This is a genomic window from Allobosea sp. NPDC055594 (assembly GCF_053618995.1).
In genome coordinates, this window is sequence record NZ_JBSHIO010000001.1 from 603,034 (window position 1) to 625,034 (window position 22,001).

Genomic DNA, 22,001 nt, shown 5'->3' on the forward strand with positions numbered 1-22,001 from the left:
CCGAAGCATCAGCGCTTGGCCTTGTCGTAGGGGTTCGTGCCCCCGCGCGTATGCAGGCGGATCGGTGTGCCCGGCAACTCGAAGGCGTCGCGCAGGTTATTGACCAGATAGCGCGTATACGACACCGGCAGATGCTCGAGCTGGTTGCCGAACAGCGCGAAGGTCGGCGGGCGCGCCTTGGCCTGCGTCATGTAGCGAATCTTGATGCGGCGGCCGGCGACGGCCGGCGGCGGATGGGCCGAGAGCACGCCTTCCAGCCAGCGGTTGATTCGCGCGGTCGAGACCCGGCGGTTCCAGACGCCATAGGCGCGGAAGACCGCCTGCATCAGCCTGTCGATGCCCTCGCCGGCGAGGCCGGAGAGCGGCACGATCTCGACGCCGCGGACCTGCGCCAGCAGGTGATGGGCCTTTTCCTTCAGCTCGGCGAGCAAGCCCTGCTTGTCGGCGACGAGGTCCCATTTATTGAGGCCGATGACGACGCAGCGGCCTTCGCGCTCCGTCAGATCGACCAGGGTCAGGTCCTGCTTCTCGAAGGGAATGGTCGAGTCGAGCAGCACGACCACGACCTCGGCATAGCGGATGGCGCGCAGCGCATCGGCGACCGAGAGCTTCTCGAGCTTCTCCTCGATGCGGGCGCGCTTGCGCATGCCGGCGGTGTCGAACAGCCTGACCGGACGGCCGCGCCAGTCCCAGTCGACCGAGATGGTGTCGCGGGTGATGCCGGCCTCAGGGCCGGTCAGCAGACGGTCCTGCCCGATCATCCGGTTGACCAGGGTCGACTTGCCGGCATTGGGGCGACCGATGATGGTCACGCGCAGCGGCTTGTTGGGGTCGTCGCCCTCCTCCTCGTCCTCCGTGAGGGCGGCGGGCGCTTCGGCCCAGAGTTCCTCCTCGTCCTCCTCCGGCTCTTCGGCAACATAGGGCATCAGGGCTTCGAGCAGGTCGGCGGTGCCCTCGCCATGCTCGGCGGAGAATGGCACGGGGTCGCCGAGGCCGAGCGAATAAGCCTCCATGACGCCGTCCTTGCCCTTGTTTCCTTCCGCCTTGTTGGCGAGCAGGATGACGGGCTTGCCGGAGCGACGCACCAGATCGGCGAAGGGCTGGTCCATCGGCGTCAGGCCGAGACGGGCGTCGATCATGAACAGGATGACGTCGGCCTGCTCGATCGCCGTCTCGGTCTGCGCGCGCATACGGCCCGCGAGCGAGTGCTCGTCGGCCTCCTCGAGGCCGGCAGTGTCGATCACCGTGAAGCGCAGATGGCCGAGGCTGGCCTCGCCCTCGCGCCGGTCGCGCGTGACGCCCGGACGGTCGTCGACCAGCGCCAGCTTCTTGCCGACGAGCCGGTTGAACAGGGTCGACTTGCCAACATTGGGGCGGCCGACAATGGCGATGGTCGCGGTCATGATCCGTCCAGTTGGGCCGGCACCGGCCGATACGGACCGGCGCGCGGCGTCAGTTCTTGGTTTCGACGGCGCCGCCGCGAACCAGCGTAAGATAGAGCTCGACCCGCTGGCGCAAGCTCGCCGGCGTCTCGGCATCGGTCACGATGGCGTCGAACCAGCGGCCGGCGTCCTCGTAGAGATTGCCCTTGAGCGCCGCGATGCCGAGCGCTTCCCGGGCGGAATGGCGCCAGTTCCCGGCAGGCGTCGCCAGCGGTTCGAGAGCCTTGCGCAGCTCGGCATAGGACAGGAGGTCGACCCGCAGCAGGCCGGCGCGTAGGCGGGCGAGATCGCGATAGCTCGCCTCGAGAGCGCCGTCATTGGCGAGCGCGTCGAAGGCGGTGGCGCCAGCGGCGGGATCGCGCTTGCCGACCTCGCCGGCCAGGCGGAAACGGGCGAGCTGGCGATAGCCGGCCGGTGCATTGGCGGAAAGCTCGGTCAGGATCGACTCCGCCTCGCTGCCATTGCCGTCACGGGCGGCGCGCAGGGCGGTTTCGAACTTCGCTCCGACGGCCTCCGCCTTCTGCCGTTCCTGGTGCTGCCAGAACTGCCAGCCGGCGACGCCCACGACGGCGATCACGGCAATCGCGATGAAGACGTTGCTGTACTTGCTCCAGATGGCCGCCGCCTTCTCGCGGCGAACCTCCTCGTCGATCTCGCGGAAAATATCGGACATAACGCCTCGGAAATGCTTGCTGCCCTGCCGGGTAGCACTTTCGCCGGCAGATTGCGAGCCGGATCGATATCGCCGCGGCCACGGATCTGCGCAGGCCGCATGTCCGGCTCCCAGCCAGGGGCTCAGAGGGCGCCGACTGCTTGACCTGCGAGGCGGACAGGCCCTAGAGCGCGGGACGCGTCGCAGGATGGTGCCGCGCAGGCGGCAGAGCAGCCGGATCTCCCAGCCCGGCGCCTCGGCCCTCGGCACATCCGAAAGCAGGATCAAAAAGCCATGAGCGCCAACGCCATCGTTACAGCCGGCGCCAATCTCGCCCAGCCGGTCCGCTTCGGCAACGCCCTGCCGCTCGCCCTGATCGCCGGCCCCTGCCAGATGGAAAGCCGCGAGCACGCATTGGAAGTCGCGCTGGCGCTCAAGGACATGGCTGCCGGGCTCGGCATCGGCCTCGTCTTCAAGACCTCCTTCGACAAGGCGAACAGGACCAGCGTCAAGGGCCAGCGCGGCATGGGACTGCAGGCCGCCTTGCCCGTCTTTGCCGAGATTCGCGAGCGCACCGGCCTGCCGGTGCTGACCGACGTGCACGAAGCCGGCCAATGCGCCGCCGTCGCCGAGGTCGTCGACATCCTGCAGATCCCCGCCTTCCTCTGCCGCCAGACCGACCTGCTCGTCGCGGCCGCCGCGACCGGCAAGATCGTCAACGTCAAGAAGGGCCAGTTCCTCGCTCCCTGGGACATGGTCAATGTCGCCGCCAAGGTGACCGAGAGCGGCAACCCGAACGTGATGCTGACCGAGCGCGGCGCCTCCTTCGGCTACAACACGCTGGTGACCGACATGCGCAGCCTGCCGATCATGGCCGAGATCGGCGCGCCGGTGATCTTCGACGCTACCCATTCGGTGCAGCAGCCCGGCGGCAAGGGCGCCTCCTCCGGCGGGCAGCGCGAATTCGTGCCGGTGCTGGCGCGGGCGGCGGTCGCGGTCGGCGTCGCCGGGGTCTTCATCGAGACCCATCCCGATCCCGACAAGGCGCCGTCCGACGGGCCCAACATGGTGCCGCTGCGCGAGTTTCCCACCCTGATCCGGCAGCTGCAGGAGTTCGACCGCGTCGCCAAGCGCATCGCGCAGGTTGCGCCGGCCCATGGCTGAGGCGGCGCAGCCGCAGCCCGCCCCTGGCTCGCTCAAGGCCCTGATCCTCGTCCTCGGGGCCTGCGGCTTCGCCTCGACCTTCACCATGCGGATCCTCGATCCGCTGGTTCCGACGCTGGCGAGCGAATTCACCCGCAGCGTCCCCCAGGTCGCCGCAATCGCGACCGCCTTCTCCTTCGCCTATGCCATCGGCCAGCCCTTCCTCGGGCCGGTGGCCGATTCCTTCGGCAAGCTGCGCACCATCTCGACCTGTCTGCTCCTGCTCGCCACGCTCTCGGCAGCGGCAGCGTTCGCCTGGTCCTTCGATGCGCTGACGGTCATGCGCACCGCGGCCGGCATCGTCGCCGGCGGCGTGATTCCGGCGGCGATGGCGGCGATCGGCGACCGAGCCCCGATGGCCGAGCGCCAGGTCCAGCTCGGGCGCTTCCTCGTTTTGATGATCGTCGGCCAGATGGCGGGGGCAGCCTGCTCGGGCCTGATCGCCACGCATATCGGCTGGCGCGGCGTCTTCCTGGTCGCCGGCGCGCTCGCCGCCATCGCCGGCATCCTGGTGATGATCGTGCTGAAGCCTCGGCCGGACGCGCAGCGCCCGAAGCTGAGTTTTTCAGGCGCGCTCGCGCGCTACGCTACCGTCTTCGCCAATCCGCAGACCAAGGTGCTCTACGGCCTCGTCATCATCGAGGGGGCGCTGGTCTTCGGCATGCCGCCCTATGTCGCGGCGATCCTGCAGGAACGGGCGGGCGTCGGCCCCTCGCAGGCCGGCATCGTCATCGCCGGCACCGGCCTCGGCGGCATCGTCTACGGCATCCTGACGCGGATCCTGGTCGAGCGGCTCGGCCCGGCGCGGATGACCACGGCCGGCGGCGTGCTGATGGCGCTGGCCTATTGCCTGTTCGCACTGCCGATGCTGCCCTGGTGGAGCGCGATCGCCATCTTCATGCTGAGCGGCTTCGGCTTCTTCCTGATGCACGGCACCTTCCAGGCGCTGGCGACAGAGCTCGCACCGAGCGCACGCGGCTCGGCGGTGGCGCTGTTCGCTTGCGCGCTGTTCTGCGGCCATGCGCTCGGACCGCTGCTGATGGGCACGGCCCTGCATCTGTTCGGCACCAGCGGCGCGATCCTGTCCTTCGCCGCGGCGGTCGGACTGCTCGGCCTCTTGGTGCCGCGGGTCCTCTCGCTGGGCGGCAGCCGAACGTAGGCACTACCGTCATCCGGGACATCGCATGGCGCGGCGCCCCGGAATGACGACCTCTCAGCGCCCGCGATAGGGCGCCACGCCCTGGTCGGGCAGCCACAAGCCCTTGGGGGGCTCGCCGGTCTGAAAGAAAACATCGATCGGGATACCGCCGCGCGGATACCAGTAGCCGCCGATGCGGAACCATTTCGGCTGCAGCAGCTCGACCAGCGTCTTGCCGATATTGACCGTGCAATCCTCGTGAAAGGCGCCATGATTGCGGAAGGCGCCGAGATAAAGCTTCAGCGACTTCGATTCGACCAGCCAGTCGCCGGGCAGATAGTCGATCACCAGAATGCCGAAATCGGGCTGGCCGGTGACCGGGCAGATCGAGGTGAATTCCGGGCAGGTGAAGCGGGCGAGATAATCCGTGCCGGCATGCGGGTTCGGCACACGGTCGAGGCGGGCTTCCTCCGGCGATTGCGGCAGGGCGCTGGCCTGGCCGAGCTGCAGGGTCGAGGCATCGAGGGTCATCGTCGCTCCAATCGACATCCATCCCGCCTCCTGATGGGCACGCGAACGCGCACGGCTCGAAGGATCAGAGATGCTTCAATGAGACCGCCGGTGGGCGGCATCCGGTTCTTTTCAAGCGCGGCTTGTATCGCTGACGCCCCGCAAACGCCACCACCCCTTCCCGTCGCCCCTGCTCTTGTCTAGAAGCGCGACATCAATCCGTTCCCGCCTCTCTCCGGAGTCCGCCATGACCGCGATCATCGACATCATCGGCCGCCAGATCCTCGATTCCCGCGGCAACCCGACGGTCGAGGTCGACGTCATCCTCGAAGACGGCTCGATGGGCCGCGCCGCGGTTCCCTCGGGCGCCTCGACCGGCGCGCATGAGGCCGTCGAACTGCGCGACGGCGACAAGAGCCGCTATCTCGGCAAAAGCGTGCAGAAGGCGGTCGAGGCGGTCAATATGACCATCGCCGAGGCTCTCGTCGCCATGGACGCCGAGGACCAGGTCGCGATCGACGAGACGATGATCGAGCTCGACGGCACGCCCAACAAGAGCAAGCTCGGCGCCAACGCCATTCTCGGTGTCTCGCTCGCCGTCGCCAAGGCCGCCGCCGACGCCTCCGGCCTGCCGCTCTACCGCTATGTCGGCGGCACCCAGGCCCGCGTCCTGCCCGTGCCGATGATGAACATCGTCAATGGCGGCGCCCATGCCGACAACCCGATCGACTTCCAGGAATTCATGGTGATGCCGATCGGCGCACCCTCCTTCGCCGAAGGCCTGCGCATGGGCGCGGAGATCTTCCACACGTTGAAGAAGGCGCTCCACGACGCCGGCCACAACACCAATGTCGGCGACGAGGGCGGCTTCGCTCCCAACATCAAGTCGGCGGAAGCAGCGCTCGACTTCGTCATGCAGGCGGTCGAGAAGGCCGGCTACAAGCCCGGCGAGGACATCGCCCTGGCGCTCGACTGCGCCGCGACCGAGTTCTTCAAGGATGGTGCCTATGTCTATGCGGGCGAACGCAAAACCCGCGATCCCAAGGCGCAGGCCAAGTACCTCGCCAAGCTTGTCGGCAGCTATCCGATCGTCTCGATCGAGGACGGCATGGCCGAGGATGACTGGGAGGGCTGGAAGGCGCTGACCGATCTCGTCGGCGACAAGTGCCAGCTCGTCGGCGACGATCTCTTCGTCACCAACGTCACGCGCCTGTCGCAGGGCATCAAGGCGAAGACCGCCAACTCGATCCTGGTCAAGGTCAACCAGATCGGTACGCTGACCGAGACCCTGGCGGCTGTCGAGATGGCCCAGCGCGCCGGCTATACCGCGGTGATGTCGCATCGCTCGGGCGAGACCGAGGATTCCACCATCGCCGACCTCTCGGTCGCGACCAATTGCGGACAGATCAAGACCGGCTCGCTCGCCCGCTCCGACCGGACCGCGAAGTACAACCAGCTCCTGCGCATCGAGGAGGAGCTCGGCGACCAGGCGATTTATGCCGGCCGCTCCGCCCTGAAGGCGCTCGCCTGACGGTTTTTTGTGCACCGCAACGCGAGCGGCGCGCACAGCCCATGCGGCAAACCCACTAACGAAGACCATGCTCCGGCGCTAAGCCGGAGCATGCATCAGACAGTGCCGCTTTCCGACGCGAAGATCCGCCTTCGGCGTCGGCTGGCCTTCGGCGGCATGACGCTCGCCATGCTGATCTTCGGCGCGAACTTCGTCGTCAGCCGGCATGCGGTGCTCAACGGCCTGAGTTCGCACGACATATTGGCGCTGCGCTTCGCCACCGCCGGCCTCTTGCTGCTCCCGACCTTCATCTCTGCCGGCATCACCTCCTGCGCCGGCATCGGCTGGCCACGCGGGCTCGCCCTCGCCGTGATGAGCGGCTTCCCGATGAGCTATCTGATGATGACCGGCCTGACCCTGGCGCCCGCCGCGCACGGGGCGGTCATCGGTCCCGGCACCGTCACGGTGATCGGCATCGTCGGCAGCGTCGTGCTGTTCGGCAGCAGGCTGACACGCCCGCTCGTCATCGGCGTCCTGGCAGTGCTCGTCGGCCTCGCCTGTCTCGGTATCGCCGGGACGCGCCAGACCAGCGACACGATCCTCCTCGGCGATCTCTGCTTCCTAGGTGTCGGCCTGATCTGGGGCGGCTATCCGCTCGTCGTCCAGCTCTGGCGCGTCGACGCGCTGAAGGCGACCGCCGTCGTCTCGGTCCTGTCGATGCTCTACCTGCCCTTCTATTTCCTGTTCTTCTTCCGCGGCTTCGACGTCGCTCCCTGGTGGGTTCTGGCAGCGCATGCCATCAATCAGGGCGTCCTCAACGTCATCGTCGGCCTGTGGATCTGGAGCTGGTCGGCGCCGATTCTAGGTTCGGCGGTGATTGGCCGCTTCCCGCCGATGATTCCGGTGATCGGCACGCTGCTCGCCATTCCGGTGCTCGGCGAGATCCCGAGCGGCCTGCAGATCGGCGGCATCGCCATGATCATTGCCGGGCTGTTCGTCGCCTCATGGCGCCGCACGGCGGCGCGCTAGGCCCATCAGCGCCAGGTTCCAGCCGATGCTGACGCAGAGGCCGAGCGTCAGGGCCGGCCATGACCCCAGCGCCGGCGCGGCAAGGTGCACCACCGCCAGCGCCCCGCCGAAGCCGAGAAAGCCGATGGCGGAGTTGGCGATCACCGCCGCCGAGCCCGGCCCGCCGATCCGCGGCTGGAGAATGACGACCAGGCTCGAGAGCACGATCGGCATCCCGGCCATCACGCCGGACCAGGTGGGGCCGACCTGCGCGCTGACCGTGCTCGCGACGCCCGCCAGGGTAGCGACGGCTGCCGCGCGCAGCGGGATCGCGAACCAGACGCGTTTGGGCGGCACGGCGGGACGGGCCTGCCGATAGGGACCCAGCAGGCGATTGAGCAGGAGGAAGACCGGCGGTGTGAGCGCCAGAAGAACCGGGAACGGTGCCTGGCTGGCACGAAACAGCAGGATCGCCGCCGACCAGCTCAGCAGCGCCGCCCCAAGGCTGACGACGAGACCAAAGCGCTGCGCCAGCGGCACATAGGCGAGCAGGAAGCCGCCATTGGCGAGATTGGTCGCCATGCCGGCGAGCGCGCTCGCCGCGATGAAGGCCGGATCATGCTCCAGAGCGAGGAAGACATAGACCGGCCCCGCCGAGATCGGCAGGGTCGCGATCATCGCAGCCAGGAAAGGGCCGCTACGCTCGGCGATGACCGAGCAGCCGACGACGATGCCGGCGGCGATCGCCATCTTCAGGGCGAGCAGCGCAAGCCAGGGCTCGATCACGCCGGCTCGCCCCGCTCCCAGCCCAGCTTGGTCTCGGCGATGAAATCGCCCAGCCGGCCGGCCGCGATGGCGCCCCGGAGCCCGGCCATCAGATCCTGGTAATAGGCGAGGTTGATCCAGGTCAGCAGCATCTTGCCGAGCATCTCCTCGGCCTTGACCAGATGGTGCAGATAGGCGCGCGAATAGCTGTTCGCGGCCGGGCAGCTCGATTGCGGATCGATCGGCCTGACATCCTCGGCGTGCTTGGCGTTCTTCAGGTTCATCCTGCCGAAGCGCGTGAAGATCTGGCCGTGGCGCCCGGCCCGGGTCGGCATCACACAGTCGAACATGTCGACGCCGCGGCGTACCGCCTCGACGATGTCGTCGGGCGTGCCGACGCCCATCAGATAGCGCGGCTTTTCCTGCGGCATATGCGGCTCGACCGTCTCGATCATCGCCAGCATCACCTCCTGCGGCTCGCCGACCGCGAGCCCGCCGATGGCGTAGCCCTTGAGGTCCATGGCGGCGAGTTCGCGCGCGCTCTCGACCCTCAGGGCAGGCACGTCGCCACCCTGCACGATGCCGAACAGCGCCCTGCCCGGCTGCGTTCCGAAAGCCGCCTTGCAGCGCTCGGCCCAGCGCAGCGACAGCCGCATCGCCTTCTCCGCGACCTTGTGCTCGCAAGGCAGGGCGACGCATTCGTCGAGCTGCATCACGATGTCGGAGCCGAGCAGGTTCTGGATCTCGACCGAGCGCTCCGGTGTCAGCACATGCTTCGAGCCGTCGATATGGGAGCGGAAGGTCACGCCCTCTTCGGTCAGCTTGCGCAGATTGGCGAGCGACATCACCTGGAAGCCGCCGGAATCGGTCAGGATCGGGTGTGGCCAGTTCATGAACTTGTGCAGGCCGCCGAGCCTGGCAACGCGTTCGGCACCGGGGCGCAGCATCAGATGATAGGTGTTGCCGAGCACGACATCGGCGCCGAGCGCCTTCACCTGCTCGGGATACATGCCCTTGACGGTCGCGGCCGTGCCGACCGGCATGAAGGCGGGGGTGCGGATCACGCCGCGCGGCATCCGGACCTCGCCGGTCCGTGCAGAGCCGTCACGGCCGAGCAGATGGAAGCTGAAATCTGTTGTCATTTCGCCGGCCTAGCCCAGCCCGGCGCTCTACGGAAGAGCGATTACGCCGACCGTCATTGCGAGGAGCGCAGCAACGAAGCCATCCGGAGACGGCAAAGCTCCATGAGGCTGGATTACTTCGCTACACTCGCAACGACGCCCCAGCTCTACCGCTTGGCGAAGGCGGCAGCGTAGGCGTCCGGCTTGAAACCGAGCAGGCGGCGCTCGCCGGTGTCGAGCACCGGGCGCTTGATCATGGTCGGCTGGGCCAGCATCAGGGCAACGGCCTTGTCGGCATCAAGCTCCTGCTTCTCCGCCTCCGGCAGCGCCCGGAAGGTCGTGCTGGCCTTGTTGAGCACCTTCTCCCAGCCAAGCTCGCGGCACCAGGCCTCCAGCCGCGCCCGGTCGATGCCGACGGCCCGGTAGTCGTGGAACTCGTAGGCGATGCCATGAGCTTCAAGCCAGCTCCACGCCTTCTTCATCGTGTCGCAATTGCGGATGCCGTAGAGGGTGACCATTCGTTCAATCGCTCGCGCAGATCGTTGCAGTGCCCGCCCCGATGGCGGACGCACCTCGCCTCGCATGAGAGGCGACGGGGATCAAGCGACGACGAGCGGCCAGCGCGCCAGATGGCGGTGCCGGCCTTCTCCGTTGACGCTGTGGATCAGCACGAAGTCGCGCACCGTCCAGCGCAGCGGCGGGATGCCGGTTTCCAGCACGATCTGCTCGTCATAGAGCATGGTCAGATGCGGATTGAACTGGCGCTTGACCGGGAGTTCGTATGCGGCCATGGCGCGCCTGAGCCCGGCCTGCAGCCAGCCCAACGCCGGCAATCCCTCGCTGCTGGCGAGGACCAGAGGCCGCTTGCGCGCGCCCTGGCTGAAGCTCACGGCATGATCGAAGCCGACATCGAATAGCTGGCAACGAACCTGGTCGCCGACAGCCAATAGCGAGGACAGCACCTCGTCCGGCACCGGACCGGGCGCACCGACGCCGCAGAGCGAGATATGGTAGCGGCCCGGCCCGATGATCGGTCCGCGGAGGTCGTGGGCTCTCCGAAACCCGTCGGCGATGCAGGCGATTGCCCTGGCCGCCTCGGCCGTCGGCAGGACGGCGAAGAAGTAGCGATTAGCGGGCTGGCGAAGCCGATACCCGCCCGGTTCGGCCATCAGCATGTGCCTCTCCTCGGTTACGCCCTTGCAAGAAAAAGAACATAAAGAGAACATACATACAAGAGCCCGACGCGCCGGGCGAGCTCGCAGCGAGGCAAGCCTTCCTGCCTGCTGCCTGCCTCAGGCCGAAGCAGCGGACCTCCGACCGGCTGCCAGTCTGAGCCAGGGTGCCAGATGGAAGACGCTCATCAGCAGGTACATCGCAGCCATGCCGTAGATCGGCCCGGCGCCCGGCATGGCCGGGCACAGGACCGTCGGCGCGCCGCTCTCGAAGACCAGCGTGAGCACGCCCATGGTGGCGAAGGTCGGCGCTGCGGCCAAGGCCAGCCAGTTCGCTGCACCGAGGGCGACGGCACCGACGGGATCGGAGCGGCTTTCCATGACCGCCTCAGCTCCGTTCATACTCGTCATGGCGCCGCCACCACGGACCGTTCGCCTCGTTGCGGCCCTTGGGAGCCCGGTCGAGCCAGGGATACATGCTCCAGATGCCGTCGACGCCGCGCGCATAGGTCGAATAGGTGTGGTAGACGACACCGTCCTCGATGACGAAGGCGCTCACGCCCGGCCGCTCGCGCGTATAGCTCGCCACATCGGTGCCAGTCGTGGCGGCGAAGCGCTCAGTGACCGAGGTGCTGTCGCCTTCCAGACGCGAACGCCATACGAAGGCCGGCTCGCGCTGGAAATTGTACTCGATCGAGCCGTCGCGCTGCTGCTGATCGGTGAAGGAGACGTTGAAGTCGAAACTGAAGGCACCGTCCGAGGACGAGGCCCAGGGGAAGCGCCAGCCCATGCGCTGCCTGTAAGCCAGGAGCTTGGCCAGCGGCGCGCGGGAGACCGCCATCAGCGTCACGTCGTGGTTGGCGAGATGCACCGTGATGCCGTTGAAGCCGTCGGCGATGGCCGAGCAGGACGGACAGCCCGCCTTGTAATCGGGCCCGAACATGAAGTGGTAGACGAGGAGCTGCGAGCGCCCCCGGAACAGCTCCGCCAGCGAGACCGGGCCCTCCTCGGTCTCGAAGCGGAACGCCTTGTCGATACGGACCCAGGGCAGTTGCTGGCGCTGGCGGGCGAGTTCGTCGCTGAGCCGCGTCAGCTCCTTTTCCTTGCCTAGCAGTGCGATGCGCGCTGCGAGCCATTCGTCGCGTGAAGCGGTCGGATGCATCGTCATCGATCTTGTCTCCTGTCGTCGCCTGTCCTGCGCCGCGGGTTTCGTGGCGGAGCGGCGTCGCCTTGTTGGTAGTCGCCGACCGTGAGACGCTGGGAGTGACAAGTTTGGCGGGATCTGAATGGACTCGATGATCACGGCCGCGGCGCGTGCGCTGGCGGCGGGCGATCTGCTCGGTGTGCTGAACCGCGTCGCGCTGCGCGAGGACCCGCCGGCACTGGCCTTGCGCGGCATCGCCATGGCCCGGCTCGGCGACTTTGCCCGCGCCAAGGCCTTGCTGCAGAAGGCGGCACGCGGCTTCGGGCCGAGAGAAGCGGTTTCCCGCGCGAGATGTATCGTCGCCGAAGCCGAGATCGCCCTGGTTTCGCGCGATCTCGGCTGGCCGGCGAAGGCGCTCGAGGCGGCCCAGACGGTGCTGGAGCAACATGGCGACCGGCTGAATGCCGCCCATGCCCGGCATCTTTCGGTTCGCCGTCTCCTCCTGATCGGCCAGCTCGACCAAGCAGAGCAAGCGCTGGCCGGGATCGATCCGAGCCCGTTCCCGGCTGCCCTGCAGGCTGCGCATGCACTCGTCATTGCCGGAATCGCGATCAGGCGGCTGCGGACGCAGATCGCCCGCGACGCATTGGCGCAGGCCGAACGCGCAGGCCGCCAGTCCGGTATCGACGCCCTTATTGCCGAGGTCGAGAGCGCGGCGGCCGTGCTGCGCGCGCCGGCGGCACGGTTGATCGCACGGGGCGAAGCCAGGCTTCTCCGGCTCGAAGAGGTCGAAGCCCTGCGGGCGTCGGGCGCACTGATCATCGACGCCTGCCGGAACAGCGTGCGGAGCAGGAATGCGGCGGTCTCGCTCGCGACGCGGCCGGTGCTGTTCTCGCTGGCGCGTGCTCTCGCCGAAGCCTGGCCCGGCCACGTGCCGCGCAGCGTCCTCGTCGCACGGGCCTTCCGGGCAAGGCAGGTCGATGAATCGCATCGCGCCCGGCTGCGGGTCGAGATCGGGCGGCTGCGCGCCGAGCTCAGGGATTTCGCCGCGATCGACGCGACGGCCGACGGTTTCGCCATGGTTCCTCGCCACGACGCCGAGATCGCCGTTCTCGCCCCACCCGTCGAGGAACGGCATGCGGCGCTGCTCGCCCTGCTTTCAGATGGCGAGGCGTGGTCGAGTTCGGGCCTCGCGCTGGCACTCGCGACCAGCCCGCGCAGCGTGCAGCGCGCGCTCGAGACGCTCGCCTCGGCGGGCCGGGTCCAGTCCTTCGGGCGCGGGCCGGCGCTGCGCTGGGTGAAGCCACCCGTGCCGGGGTTCCCGACAGTGTTGTTACTCCCGGCCTCTTCGCCCGGCAGCTAGAACGGCAGGCGACAGCAAGGTCGCAAGCACCCGTTCTGGAGACGCGCCATGAAACGATCAGCAGCCGAGATCATCCGCGAATACGGCCCCTTCCCCGACATCGACGGCGTTCACGGCGTCTCCTATGACGGCCGGCATGTCTGGTTCGCGACCGACGGCAGGCTGAACGCGCTCGATCCGGAAAGCGGAGTGACCGAACGCTCGCTCGATGTCGCCGCCGATGCCGGCACGGCCTTCGATGGCCGCCACCTCTTCCAGATCGCGGAGGACCGCATCCAGAAGCTCGACCCGCGGACAGGCGCCGTATTGGCGACGATCCCGGCGCCGGGCGGCGGCAGTTCCGGGCTCGCCTGGGCGGAAGGGACGCTCTGGGTCGGCCAGTATCGCAACCGCAAGATCCATCAGATCGACCCGGAAACCGGCGCCGTCCTGCGCAGCATCGAGTCGAACCGCTTCGTCACCGGCGTGACCTGGAGCCATGGCGAGCTCTGGCACGGCACCTGGGAGAACGACGAGAGCGAGCTCAGGCGCGTCGATCCGCGGACCGGCGCGGTGCTCGAGCGCCTCGACATGCCGGCGGGCACCGGCGTCTCAGGCCTCGAGGCCGATGGCGGCGACCGCTTCTATTGCGGCGGCGGCAAGAGCGGCGTGCTCAGAGCGGTACGGCGACCGCGCTAGATGGCGACCAGGCGCGGGCATGGTCGCCCCAGCCATTATTTCCCTGCGCCCTGCCCTGTGAGGATTTCGGCACGCGCACGCTGCGGCAGACGGCCGTTCAGGATGAGGTGCGCGGCGAGGCCGATCAGCAGGCCCCAGAATGCTCCGCCGATGCCGAGCAGCTGGATGTTCGCGGCCGAGGCCAGGAAGGTGATCAGAGCCGCCTCGCGGGACACGGGGTCGGCCATTGCGCCGGCCAGGCTGCCGCCGATCGTGCCGAGCAAGGCAAGGCCGGCAAGCGTCGTGATGAAGGTCGCAGGAAACGCCATGAACACCGCCGCCAGCGTCACCCCGAACACCCCGACGAGGATATAGGCCACGCCGGCCGCGATCCCCGCGGTCCAGCGCTTCGACGGGTCCTCATGCGCCTCCTTGCCGGTGGCGATCGCCGCCGTGATCGCCGCAACATTGAAGGCATGGGAGCCGAAAGGCGCCATCAGCAGCGAGCCGAGCCCGGTCACGGTGACGAGCGGATCGGCGCTGGTCTTGAAGCCGTCATTCCGCAGCACCAGCATTCCCGGCATGTACTGGCCGGTCAGGGTGATCAGGAACAGCGGCAGCGCGACGCTGAGCAGCGCGTTGAGCGAAAATTCCGGCATGGTGAAGACCGGCGTCGCGAACTGAAGCCGCAAGCCGGACAGGTCCACCCTGCCCTGCAGCAGCAGGAAGACGAGGCCGAGCACGAGTATGCCGACCACGGCATAGCGCGGCGAGCAGCGCTTCAAGGCGAGATAGGCGAGGACCAGAAGGCCGACCAGCAACGGATCAAGGCTCGCACCGCCGAAGGCGCCGATGCCGAATTGCAGCAGGATTCCAGCGAGCAGCCCCGACGCGATTCCGGGCGGGATCAGGCGGATGACCCTTTCGAACCAGCCCGACAGGCCGAGCGCGACGAAGGCTGCCGCGGAGACGATGTAGGCGCCGACCGCCTCGGCATAGGGCGTGGTCGCGAGCGCGGTGACGAGGAAGGCGGCAGCGGGCGTCGACCATGCCGTGATGATCGGCTCGCGATAGCGCCAGCTGAGGACAAGCCCGGTCACGCCGACGCCGATCGAGACCGACCAGACCCAGGAAGCGGTCAGTTCCGGGCTGAGGCCGGCGACCTTGGCTGCCTGGAAGACCAGGATGAAGGTGCCGCCATAGTTGACGATCACCGAGATCAACCCCGCGACGACGGGATGCATGAGGTCGTTGAGGCGGCTGGAAGGCGCGGAACCGGACGGCATGATCGTGACAGGTCTTCCAAGAGATGGGGCGCAGGCGCTGCGTGGCGCGTTGACAACTAGCCGATTAATGGTCTGACAATCCCAGCCACTTCCGAAGAGAGGCCCAGACCATTTGTTCAAGCATTCGCAACTGGAATCGGTGAAAGCCTGGCTGGCCCATCCCGCCCATGCGGGGCTGCCGCTGCATGCCAGGATCCAGCGTGCGATCCGCCAGCTCATCCTCGACGGCACCCTCGGGCGCGGAAAGCCGCTGCCGGCCTCGCGTGCTTTGGCGCGATCGCTCGACCTGTCACGCGACACGGTCGAATCCGCCTATGCACAGCTGCATGCCGAAGGCTTCATCGACCGCCGGGTCGGCAGCGGCAGCTTCGTGGCGGAGACGTCGGAGCTCGCGCCCGGCCGCCGGCAGTGGCGGCGCGCGGCGCCCCGGCCCAGCCAGGCGCCGAACCTCAGCCGGCGCGGCGAGGCGATATTCCGCAGCGGCGGCGTGCGCGAGCTCTTGTCGCCGCGGCCCTTCGCGCCGGGCATACCGGAAACCCGCAGCTTTCCCCTCCGGCTCTGGGAACGCCTGGAACGGCAGGTGCTGAAGGAGGCCGGCACGGCGGCGCTGCTGCATGCCGACCCGCAAGGCGTCGAGCCGCTGCGGCGGGCGATCGCCGACTATGTGAATCTCGAACGCGGCGCCCATGCCACGCCCGACCGGGTTCTGGTCCTGACCAGCTCGCAGCAGGCGCTGGCACTGTGCGCGAGCGTGCTGCTCGACGCGGGCGAGCGCATCTTCATCGAGGACCCCGCCTATTACGGCGCGCGCAAGGCCTTCGATGCCGCCGGGCTGGATTGCGTCCCGATCCGACTCGACCATCAGGGCCTGCTGGTCGACGAGATCGTTTCCGAGCCACGCCGGGCCCGGGCCGTATTCCTCACCCCCTCGCACCAGTTCCCGAGCGGCGCGACATTGGCGCTCGATCGCCGCCTGGCGCTGATCGAATGGGCGGACCGCCATCAGGCCTGGATCATCGAGGACGATTACGACAGCGAGTTCCACTATGCCGGCAAGCCGACGGCCTGCGTGCAGGGGCTCGATCCCCATGAGCGGACCATCTACATCGGCACCTTCACCAAATCGCTCTTTCCGGGCCTGCGGATCGGCTATGTCGTGCTGCCGCGCGAACTCGTCGAGCCGATAACCGTGGCGCGCACGCTGCTCGACGGCCATTCCGCCCCGCTCGCCCAAATGACGCTCGCCCGCTTCATGGAAGGCGGGCATTTCGGCGCCCATGTCCGCGCCATGCGCGGCATCTATGCCGAGCGCCTCGGCCTGCTGGCCGGCCTCGTCGGCAAGCATCTTACGGGAGTCGCCGAGGCGCAGGTGCCGGCCGGCGGGCTGCAGATGCCCTGCCTGCTGAAGTCCGGCCTGCCCGAGCGTGCCGCCATCGACGCTGCGCGCCATGCCGGCATCGCGCTGCTGGGATTGTCGTCTCTCTACGCCGCCGGCGACGGCAAGCCCGGCTTCCTGATGGGCTTTGCCGCCTATACGCCGAGCGAGATCGAAGGGGCGGTCGGGAAGCTGGCGACGGCGCTACAGACGGCGAAGCGCTGATGACCGGGCGGCCAAGGACACCCGGTGCGGCTCACCGGACGGTTCGACGCGCCGTCCTCACTCCCACTCGATCGTGCCGGGCGGCTTCGAGGTCACGTCGTAGACCACCCGGTTGATGCCCTTGACCTCGTTGATGATGCGGGTCGCGGTGCGGCCGAGGAAGGCCATGTCGTAGGGATAGAAGTCGGCCGTCATGCCGTCGACCGAGGTCACGGCGCGCAGGGCGCAGACATGGTCGTAGGTCCGGTAGTCGCCCATCACGCCGACGGTGCGCACCGGCAGCAGCACGGCGAAAGCCTGCCAGATCACGTCGTAGAGCCCGGCCTTGCGGATTTCATCAAGATAGATCGCATCGGCCTTGCGCAGGATGTCGAGCTTCTCCTTGGTGATCTCGCCGGGGCAGCGGATGGCGAGGCCCGGCCCCGGGAAGGGGTGGCGGCCGACGAAGGCCTCGGGCAGGCCGAGCTCGCGGCCGAGCACGCGGACCTCGTCCTTGAAGAGCTCGCGCAGCGGCTCGACGAGCTTCATCTTCATGCGCTCGGGCAGGCCGCCGACATTGTGGTGGCTCTTGATCGTCACCGAGGGGCCGCCGGAGAAAGAGACGCTCTCGATCACATCGGGATAGAGCGTGCCCTGGGCGAGGAAATCGGCGCCGCCCAGCTTGGCCGCCTCGGCGTCGAAGACGTCGATGAAGAGCCGGCCGATGGTCTTGCGCTTGGCCTCCGGATCGGCGCCGCACTTGGCGAGTTCGCTGAGGAAAAGCTCTTCAGCTTCAACATGGACGAGCGGGATATTGTAGTGATCCCTGAAGAGGCGAACGACCTCCTCGGCCTCGTTCATCCGCATCAGGCCGTGATCGACGAAGACGCAGGTCAGCTGGTCGCCGATCGCCTCGTGGATCAGCACCGCGGCAACGGCCGAGTCGACGCCGCCGGAGAGCCCACAGATCACCCGGCCCTTGCCGACCTGATCGCGGATCTTCTTCTGCATCTCGGCGCGATAGGCCGACATGCTCCAGTCCGGCTTGCAGCCGCAGATGTCGACGACGAAGTTGCGCAGCAGCTTGCCACCATCCGGGGTGTGCACTACTTCGGGGTGGAACATGGTCGAATAGAAGCGCCGATCCTCGTCGCTCGCCACCGCATAGGGGGCGTTCTCGGATGTCGCCTTGACGGTGAAGCCGGTTGGGAGCTGCGTCACCCGGTCACCATGGCTCATCCAGACCGGATAGCGCCCCCCCTGCTCCCAGATTCCGGCGAACAGCGCCGAAGGCTGGACGATCTCGACATCGGCGCGGCCGAACTCAGCGGCGTGGCCGCTCTCGACCTTGCCGCCGAGCTGATGGGCCATGGTCTGCTGGCCATAGCAGATGCCGAGAACCGGCAGGCCGGCGGAGAAGACCTCCTGCGGCGCGCGCGGCGAATTCGCGTCCGGCACCGAAGCGGGGCCGCCGGAGAAGATCACGCCCTTCGGCTTCATCCGGGCGAAGGCCTCGGACGCCGACTGGAAGGGGGCGATCTCGCAATAGACGCCGATCTCGCGCACCCGGCGCGCGATCAGCTGCGTCACCTGGCTGCCGAAATCGATGATGAGGATGGAGTCGTGGGTGGGGTTCTGGGGCTGAGCGCTCATCGCGCTCGGTTACGCCATCGCGAGCGCGCGCGCAACGCCCAGCTGAGGCTCAGCCCGGCGCCGCGAGGCAGCTCAGATAGAAGCCGTCCGTCCCGGTCCGTGCCGGCGACAATTGCAGCCCGCTCTGCGTCGCGAAACGGGCGAGCAGGCCATAGTCGACCTCGCCCGCGCTCAAAAGATCGCGCATCGGGACCAGGGCGAAGCCGGGATGGCGCGCGAGGAAGGCCTCGACCGCGACATCGTTCTCCTCGGGCAGGACCGAGCAGGTGATATAGGCGATGCGCCCGCCCGAGCGGACGAGGCCGGCGGCGCGGTCGAGCACCTCGGCCTGCTCCTTGATCCGCTCGGCAAGCGCGCCCGGACGCACGCGCCATTTGGCGTCGGGATTGCGCCGCCAGGTGCCTGAGCCGGTGCAGGGCGCGTCGACGACGACGAGATCGGCGGTGCCGGAAAGATCGGAGAGCGCGTCATGGCCGCGGCTGCGCGGCACGCGCACCTCGACATTGCTCGCCCCGGAGCGCGTCAGCCGGTCATGCAGCGGCGAGAGCCGGCGGCTGTCGAGATCGGTCGCGAAGATGCGGCCCTCATTGCCCATCAGCGCCGCCAGCGCCAGCGTCTTGCCGCCGGCACCCGCACAGAGATCGATCACGGTCTCGCCCGCTCGCGCTCCAGCCAGCGCAGCGACCAGCTGCGAGCCCTCGTCCTGGATCTCGAACTCGCCGGCGAAGAAGGCGGCCTCGCTCTGCAGCGTCGGCCCGCGGCCGTCGGGACCGGGCTGGAAGCGCAGCGCATCCGGCGACCATGCTCCCATTTCGGGCTGGAGATGAGCCAGCGCGGAACGCAGCGCGTCCCGCCCGGTCTTGAGACGGTTCGCCCGGATGTCGACCGGCGCCCGCTCCGCGAGCGCCTCGCCCTCGGCGACGGCATGCTCGGCGAAGGCCTCGACGAAGGAAGGCCAGAGCCATTCCGGGACATCGGCGCGGACCCAGCCCGGGGCGGCCGAGAGATCGAAGGTGACGAGCCCCGCCACCTCGAATTCCGTCAGCGGTGCCGGAGCATGGTTCTGGCCGGTGAACAGGGCGGCGATCTCGTCCGCCCGCATCCCGCGCTGGCTGACCAGCATGCCGAGCACGAGGGCCCGCGGCGTCTCCTCGCCGAGCGCATGGGCGGAGGACGCCCGGCGCCGCAGGGCGTCATAGACCAGCGAGGCGACGGCGGCGCGGTCCTTCGAGCCGGCGAAGCGGCGGGCCAGCCCCCAATCCTTCAAGGCGTCCGCGGCGGGCCGGCGGCGCTGGATCAGATCGGTCAGGACCTCGATGGCGGCGCTGATGCGGGCGGCGGGCGTCATGTCCGGCTTCCTGGGATTGTGCTTGTCGGACCGCGCGCGGTCTCGACCGATTCTGAACAAGGTTTGGGGCTCTTGACGCCGTCGTTCCACAAGCAGAAAGACGATACAATAGCTTACGTAACGCCAACCCAGCCTCGGGGCCGTCACCGATGACCAAGTTCGCCCGCCTTGCCTTCGCCGGCCTGTTCTGCCTGTCGCTCGCTGCCTGCGCCACCCCGCAGCAGGATCTGACCCCGCCTCCGGCCAAACCGGTCGACGCCAAGACCAAGCTGGAAAGCGGCCGGCGCTGAGACGACGCCGAGATGGGCGCCGGACACCGGCGCCCCAACAAGAAGAGCATCGCCTTCAAAGCGCTGTCATATCGACCGAGCACGCTTGCCGCCTGATTTCGCGTCCAAGGATCGGATCGTCATGAAGCCCTTGCTGCAATCGGCCTCGCTGCTGGCCACATTCGCTCTTTCTCTGGCGGCGCCCGCCGCCCTCGCCCAGGCGCCGACTCTCGACGGCAAGCCGGCGCTGATCGTCGCCCATCGCGGCGCCAGCGGCACGCTGCCCGAGCACACGCTGGAAGCCTACAAGCTTGCGATCGAACAGGGCGCCGACTTAATCGAGCCGGACCTGGTCGCGACCAAGGACGGGGTTCTGGTGGCGCGGCACGAGCCTATGCTGTCGGGCACCACCGACGTCTCGACCCGGCCGGAATTCGCCGCGCGCAAGACCGTGAAGAAGGTCGACGGTGTCGACACCAATGACTGGTTCGCCGGCGATTTCACCCTGGCCGAGCTCAAGACTCTGCGCGCCAAGCAGGCCTTCGCCGATCGTGACCAGTCGCATAACGGCAAGTTCGAGATTCCGACCCTGCAGCAGGTGATCGACCTCGCCAAGGCGGAGAGCACCCGAACCGGCCGCACCATCGGGATCTATCCGGAGACCAAGCACCCGATCTTCCACGCCGCGATCGGCCTGCCGCTCGAGGACCGGCTGCTCGACCAGCTCAAGGCCGCCGGCTGGACCGAGAAGAGCTCGCCGGTGATCATCCAGAGCTTCGAGACCGCCAATCTCAAATATCTGCGCGGCAAGACCCAGCTGCGCCTCGTCCAGCTCGTCGATGCCGACGATGTCGACAAGGATGGCGGCATCGTGCTCGCCGCCCCCTTCGACAAGCCCTATGATTTCGCCGTTACCGGCGACAAGCGGACGTTCAAGGATCTCGTCACCGCCGAGGGGCTCAAGGAGATCAGGACCTATGCCGACGGCGTCGGCCCCTGGAAGCCCTACATCCTGGCCGGCAAGCAGGTCATCGGCGAGGACGGCAAGCCGAAAGACCTGAATGGCGACGGCAAGATCGACGAGCAGGATCGCGTGCTGATCGCACCGACCAATGTCGTCAAGGACGCGCACGCTGCCGGGCTCTTCGTCCACACCTGGACCTTCCGCAGCGAACCCAAGCGCCTCGCCTCGGACTTCAAGGGCGACCCGGCGGCCGAGTACAAGGCCTTCCTCGCGCTCGGCATCGACGGGCTGTTCTCCGACTTCCCGGGCACCGCCGTTAAGGCGCGCGACGCGAAGTAATCCAGCGCCCGAGCCGCCAGCAGGTCGAGGCCCGCCCCGCTACCGCGGGACGGCCCCTTTGGTTTCCGACCTGCCTCGATCCTGCCTGCCCCGATCCTGAGCGATTAGTCGCAGACGCGGGTGGTGCGCCTGACCTCGCCGCGCGAGGTCTCGCGGGTTTCCGTGATGGTGCGGCAATCGCGGCCACGCTCGGCCCGCCAGTCGCGGCGGCGCTCATAGCGCTCACGCTCGCGCCAGCGCTCCTCGCGACGAATCTCGCGGTCTATGGCGCGCTCACGCTGCGTACGCGGATCGACGGAGATGCCGCCGGGGCCGATGCTCACGGACTGGGCGCTGACGCCGGCGCTGCCGAGCAGCAGCCCGATGGCGATCGTGGACAAAGCGAATTTCATCGCGTTTTCCCTCTGCTTCTGTGGCGAACAACCGGAAAATCACCAGAAAGTTCCGGATTGGCCTTGAGCAGGACGCGGAACAGAAAAAGCCGGCGCGATCCGCGCCGGCCCGATAACGTCCGGAAGAGCCTGCTCAATCGCAGATGCGGGTCGTGCGCCGAACTGGCCCGCGGCGGGTCTCCTCGACAGTGGTGATGGTGCGGCAGCGCTCGCCGCGGCGGCCGTCGCGCCAGTCGCGGCGGCGTTCCCATTCACGACGACGCTCATAGGCGTCGCGCTCGCGAGCGCGCTCTTCGCGACGGATCTCGCGCTCCCTCTCCTCGCGGCGAATTTCGCGATCGATCGCCCGTTCGCGCGGCGTGCGCGGGTCGACCGTGATGCCGCCCGGCCCGATGTTCAGGCTCTGGGCAGAGGCGCCGGCCCCGGCGAGCAGGACCGCGACGAGGGCGGGGATGATACGCTTCATGGTCGTTCTCCAATACGGCG

Annotated in this window: 23 protein-coding genes; 9 read left to right on the forward strand and 14 right to left on the reverse strand. The window is 68.1% G+C overall.

Annotated features, from left to right (window positions below; all coding sequences use genetic code 11):
* Window positions 1-8 precede the first annotated feature (8 nt).
* On the reverse strand, window positions 9-1,403 hold the full coding sequence (gene der, locus ACWGRX_RS02800; protein ID WP_452116326.1) for a ribosome biogenesis GTPase Der: 1,395 nt from the start codon (window positions 1,401-1,403) through the stop codon (window positions 9-11).
* A gap of 49 nt (window positions 1,404-1,452) precedes the next feature.
* Complete coding sequence (locus ACWGRX_RS02805) at window positions 1,453-2,115, reverse strand: tetratricopeptide repeat protein (protein WP_452116327.1); 663 nt, start codon at window positions 2,113-2,115, stop codon at window positions 1,453-1,455.
* Between the two features lie 273 nt (window positions 2,116-2,388).
* Here ACWGRX_RS02805 and kdsA point away from each other — a divergent pair, with 273 nt between their 5' ends.
* Entirely contained in the window at window positions 2,389-3,258 is an 870-nt protein-coding gene (gene kdsA / locus ACWGRX_RS02810) for a 3-deoxy-8-phosphooctulonate synthase (RefSeq protein ID WP_452116328.1), read from the forward strand.
* Entirely contained in the window at window positions 3,251-4,456 is a 1,206-nt protein-coding gene (locus ACWGRX_RS02815) for an MFS transporter (protein WP_452116329.1), read from the forward strand. Before kdsA ends, ACWGRX_RS02815 begins: the two co-directional genes overlap by 8 nt.
* A 54-nt stretch (window positions 4,457-4,510) precedes the next feature.
* Here ACWGRX_RS02815 and queF read toward each other — a convergent pair whose 3' ends face one another.
* Window positions 4,511-4,966 carry a preQ(1) synthase gene (gene queF, locus ACWGRX_RS02820; RefSeq protein WP_066468859.1) on the reverse strand — a complete coding sequence of 152 codons (456 nt, stop codon included), beginning with the start codon at window positions 4,964-4,966 and terminating at the stop codon, window positions 4,511-4,513.
* Between the two features lie 226 nt (window positions 4,967-5,192).
* Between queF and eno the strand changes: the two genes are divergently transcribed.
* Window positions 5,193-6,476, forward strand: coding sequence for a phosphopyruvate hydratase (gene eno, locus ACWGRX_RS02825; protein WP_452116330.1), 1,284 nt, complete (start codon window positions 5,193-5,195; stop codon window positions 6,474-6,476).
* Window positions 6,477-6,566: 90 nt separating this feature from the next.
* Window positions 6,567-7,484, forward strand: a complete 918-nt coding sequence (locus tag ACWGRX_RS02830; RefSeq protein WP_452116331.1) for a DMT family transporter — start codon at window positions 6,567-6,569, stop codon at window positions 7,482-7,484.
* Here the strand turns inward: ACWGRX_RS02830 and ACWGRX_RS02835 are convergent.
* From ACWGRX_RS02835 to ACWGRX_RS02860, 6 genes are all read right to left on the reverse strand, one after another.
* Window positions 7,458-8,249, reverse strand: a complete 792-nt coding sequence (locus tag ACWGRX_RS02835) for a hypothetical protein (protein WP_452116332.1) — start codon at window positions 8,247-8,249, stop codon at window positions 7,458-7,460. The genes ACWGRX_RS02830 and ACWGRX_RS02835 overlap by 27 nt on opposite strands.
* Entirely contained in the window at window positions 8,246-9,370 is a 1,125-nt protein-coding gene (gene tgt, locus ACWGRX_RS02840; RefSeq protein ID WP_452116333.1) for a tRNA guanosine(34) transglycosylase Tgt, read from the reverse strand. Before tgt ends, ACWGRX_RS02835 begins: the two co-directional genes overlap by 4 nt.
* A 146-nt stretch (window positions 9,371-9,516) precedes the next feature.
* Entirely contained in the window at window positions 9,517-9,867 is a 351-nt protein-coding gene (locus tag ACWGRX_RS02845; protein ID WP_452116334.1) for an ArsC family reductase, read from the reverse strand.
* Between the two features lie 81 nt (window positions 9,868-9,948).
* Window positions 9,949-10,524, reverse strand: a complete 576-nt coding sequence (locus ACWGRX_RS02850) for a 2'-5' RNA ligase family protein (RefSeq protein WP_452116335.1) — start codon at window positions 10,522-10,524, stop codon at window positions 9,949-9,951.
* 117 nt (window positions 10,525-10,641) lie between these two features.
* Complete coding sequence (locus ACWGRX_RS02855) at window positions 10,642-10,902, reverse strand: hypothetical protein (protein ID WP_452116336.1); 261 nt, start codon at window positions 10,900-10,902, stop codon at window positions 10,642-10,644.
* Between the two features lie 7 nt (window positions 10,903-10,909).
* Window positions 10,910-11,689, reverse strand: coding sequence for a DUF899 domain-containing protein (locus tag ACWGRX_RS02860; RefSeq protein WP_452116337.1), 780 nt, complete (start codon window positions 11,687-11,689; stop codon window positions 10,910-10,912).
* Window positions 11,690-11,807: 118 nt separating this feature from the next.
* On the opposite strand from ACWGRX_RS02860, the gene ACWGRX_RS02865 reads away from it, so the two are divergent.
* Window positions 11,808-13,028 carry a helix-turn-helix domain-containing protein gene (locus ACWGRX_RS02865; protein WP_452116338.1) on the forward strand — a complete coding sequence of 407 codons (1,221 nt, stop codon included), beginning with the start codon at window positions 11,808-11,810 and terminating at the stop codon, window positions 13,026-13,028.
* A gap of 48 nt (window positions 13,029-13,076) precedes the next feature.
* Window positions 13,077-13,706 (forward strand): Vgb family protein, encoded by a 630-nt coding sequence (locus ACWGRX_RS02870; protein WP_452116339.1) that lies wholly within the window; start codon window positions 13,077-13,079, stop codon window positions 13,704-13,706.
* Window positions 13,707-13,741: 35 nt separating this feature from the next.
* Here the strand turns inward: ACWGRX_RS02870 and ACWGRX_RS02875 are convergent, their stop codons facing one another.
* Window positions 13,742-14,971: a benzoate/H(+) symporter BenE family transporter gene (locus ACWGRX_RS02875; protein ID WP_452116340.1), complete on the reverse strand. Its 1,230-nt coding sequence runs from the start codon at window positions 14,969-14,971 to the stop codon at window positions 13,742-13,744.
* 112 nt (window positions 14,972-15,083) lie between these two features.
* Here ACWGRX_RS02875 and pdxR point away from each other — a divergent pair, with 112 nt between their 5' ends.
* Window positions 15,084-16,571, forward strand: coding sequence for a MocR-like pyridoxine biosynthesis transcription factor PdxR (pdxR, locus tag ACWGRX_RS02880; protein ID WP_452116341.1), 1,488 nt, complete (start codon window positions 15,084-15,086; stop codon window positions 16,569-16,571).
* A 57-nt stretch (window positions 16,572-16,628) separates the two neighbouring features.
* On the opposite strand, the gene guaA is transcribed toward pdxR, so the two are convergent.
* Together guaA and ACWGRX_RS02890 are read right to left on the reverse strand one after the other, a co-directional pair.
* Window positions 16,629-18,203: a glutamine-hydrolyzing GMP synthase gene (gene guaA / locus ACWGRX_RS02885; RefSeq protein ID WP_452116342.1), complete on the reverse strand. Its 1,575-nt coding sequence runs from the start codon at window positions 18,201-18,203 to the stop codon at window positions 16,629-16,631.
* Window positions 18,204-18,252: 49 nt separating this feature from the next.
* Entirely contained in the window at window positions 18,253-19,551 is a 1,299-nt protein-coding gene (locus ACWGRX_RS02890) for an RsmB/NOP family class I SAM-dependent RNA methyltransferase (RefSeq protein WP_452116343.1), read from the reverse strand.
* Between the two features lie 149 nt (window positions 19,552-19,700).
* Between ACWGRX_RS02890 and ACWGRX_RS02895 the strand changes: the two genes are divergently transcribed.
* Together ACWGRX_RS02895 and ACWGRX_RS02900 are read left to right on the forward strand one after the other, a co-directional pair.
* Window positions 19,701-19,841 carry a hypothetical protein gene (locus ACWGRX_RS02895; RefSeq protein WP_452116344.1) on the forward strand — a complete coding sequence of 47 codons (141 nt, stop codon included), beginning with the start codon at window positions 19,701-19,703 and terminating at the stop codon, window positions 19,839-19,841.
* Between the two features lie 121 nt (window positions 19,842-19,962).
* Window positions 19,963-21,123 carry a glycerophosphodiester phosphodiesterase gene (locus tag ACWGRX_RS02900; RefSeq protein WP_452116345.1) on the forward strand — a complete coding sequence of 387 codons (1,161 nt, stop codon included), beginning with the start codon at window positions 19,963-19,965 and terminating at the stop codon, window positions 21,121-21,123.
* 104 nt (window positions 21,124-21,227) lie between these two features.
* Here the strand turns inward: ACWGRX_RS02900 and ACWGRX_RS02905 are convergent, their stop codons facing one another.
* Together ACWGRX_RS02905 and ACWGRX_RS02910 are read right to left on the reverse strand one after the other, a co-directional pair.
* A complete protein-coding gene (locus tag ACWGRX_RS02905; RefSeq protein ID WP_452116346.1) occupies window positions 21,228-21,515 on the reverse strand; it encodes a hypothetical protein in 288 nt (95 codons plus the stop codon).
* A gap of 133 nt (window positions 21,516-21,648) precedes the next feature.
* Window positions 21,649-21,981: a hypothetical protein gene (locus ACWGRX_RS02910; protein WP_452116347.1), complete on the reverse strand. Its 333-nt coding sequence runs from the start codon at window positions 21,979-21,981 to the stop codon at window positions 21,649-21,651.
* Window positions 21,982-22,001 lie beyond the last annotated feature (20 nt).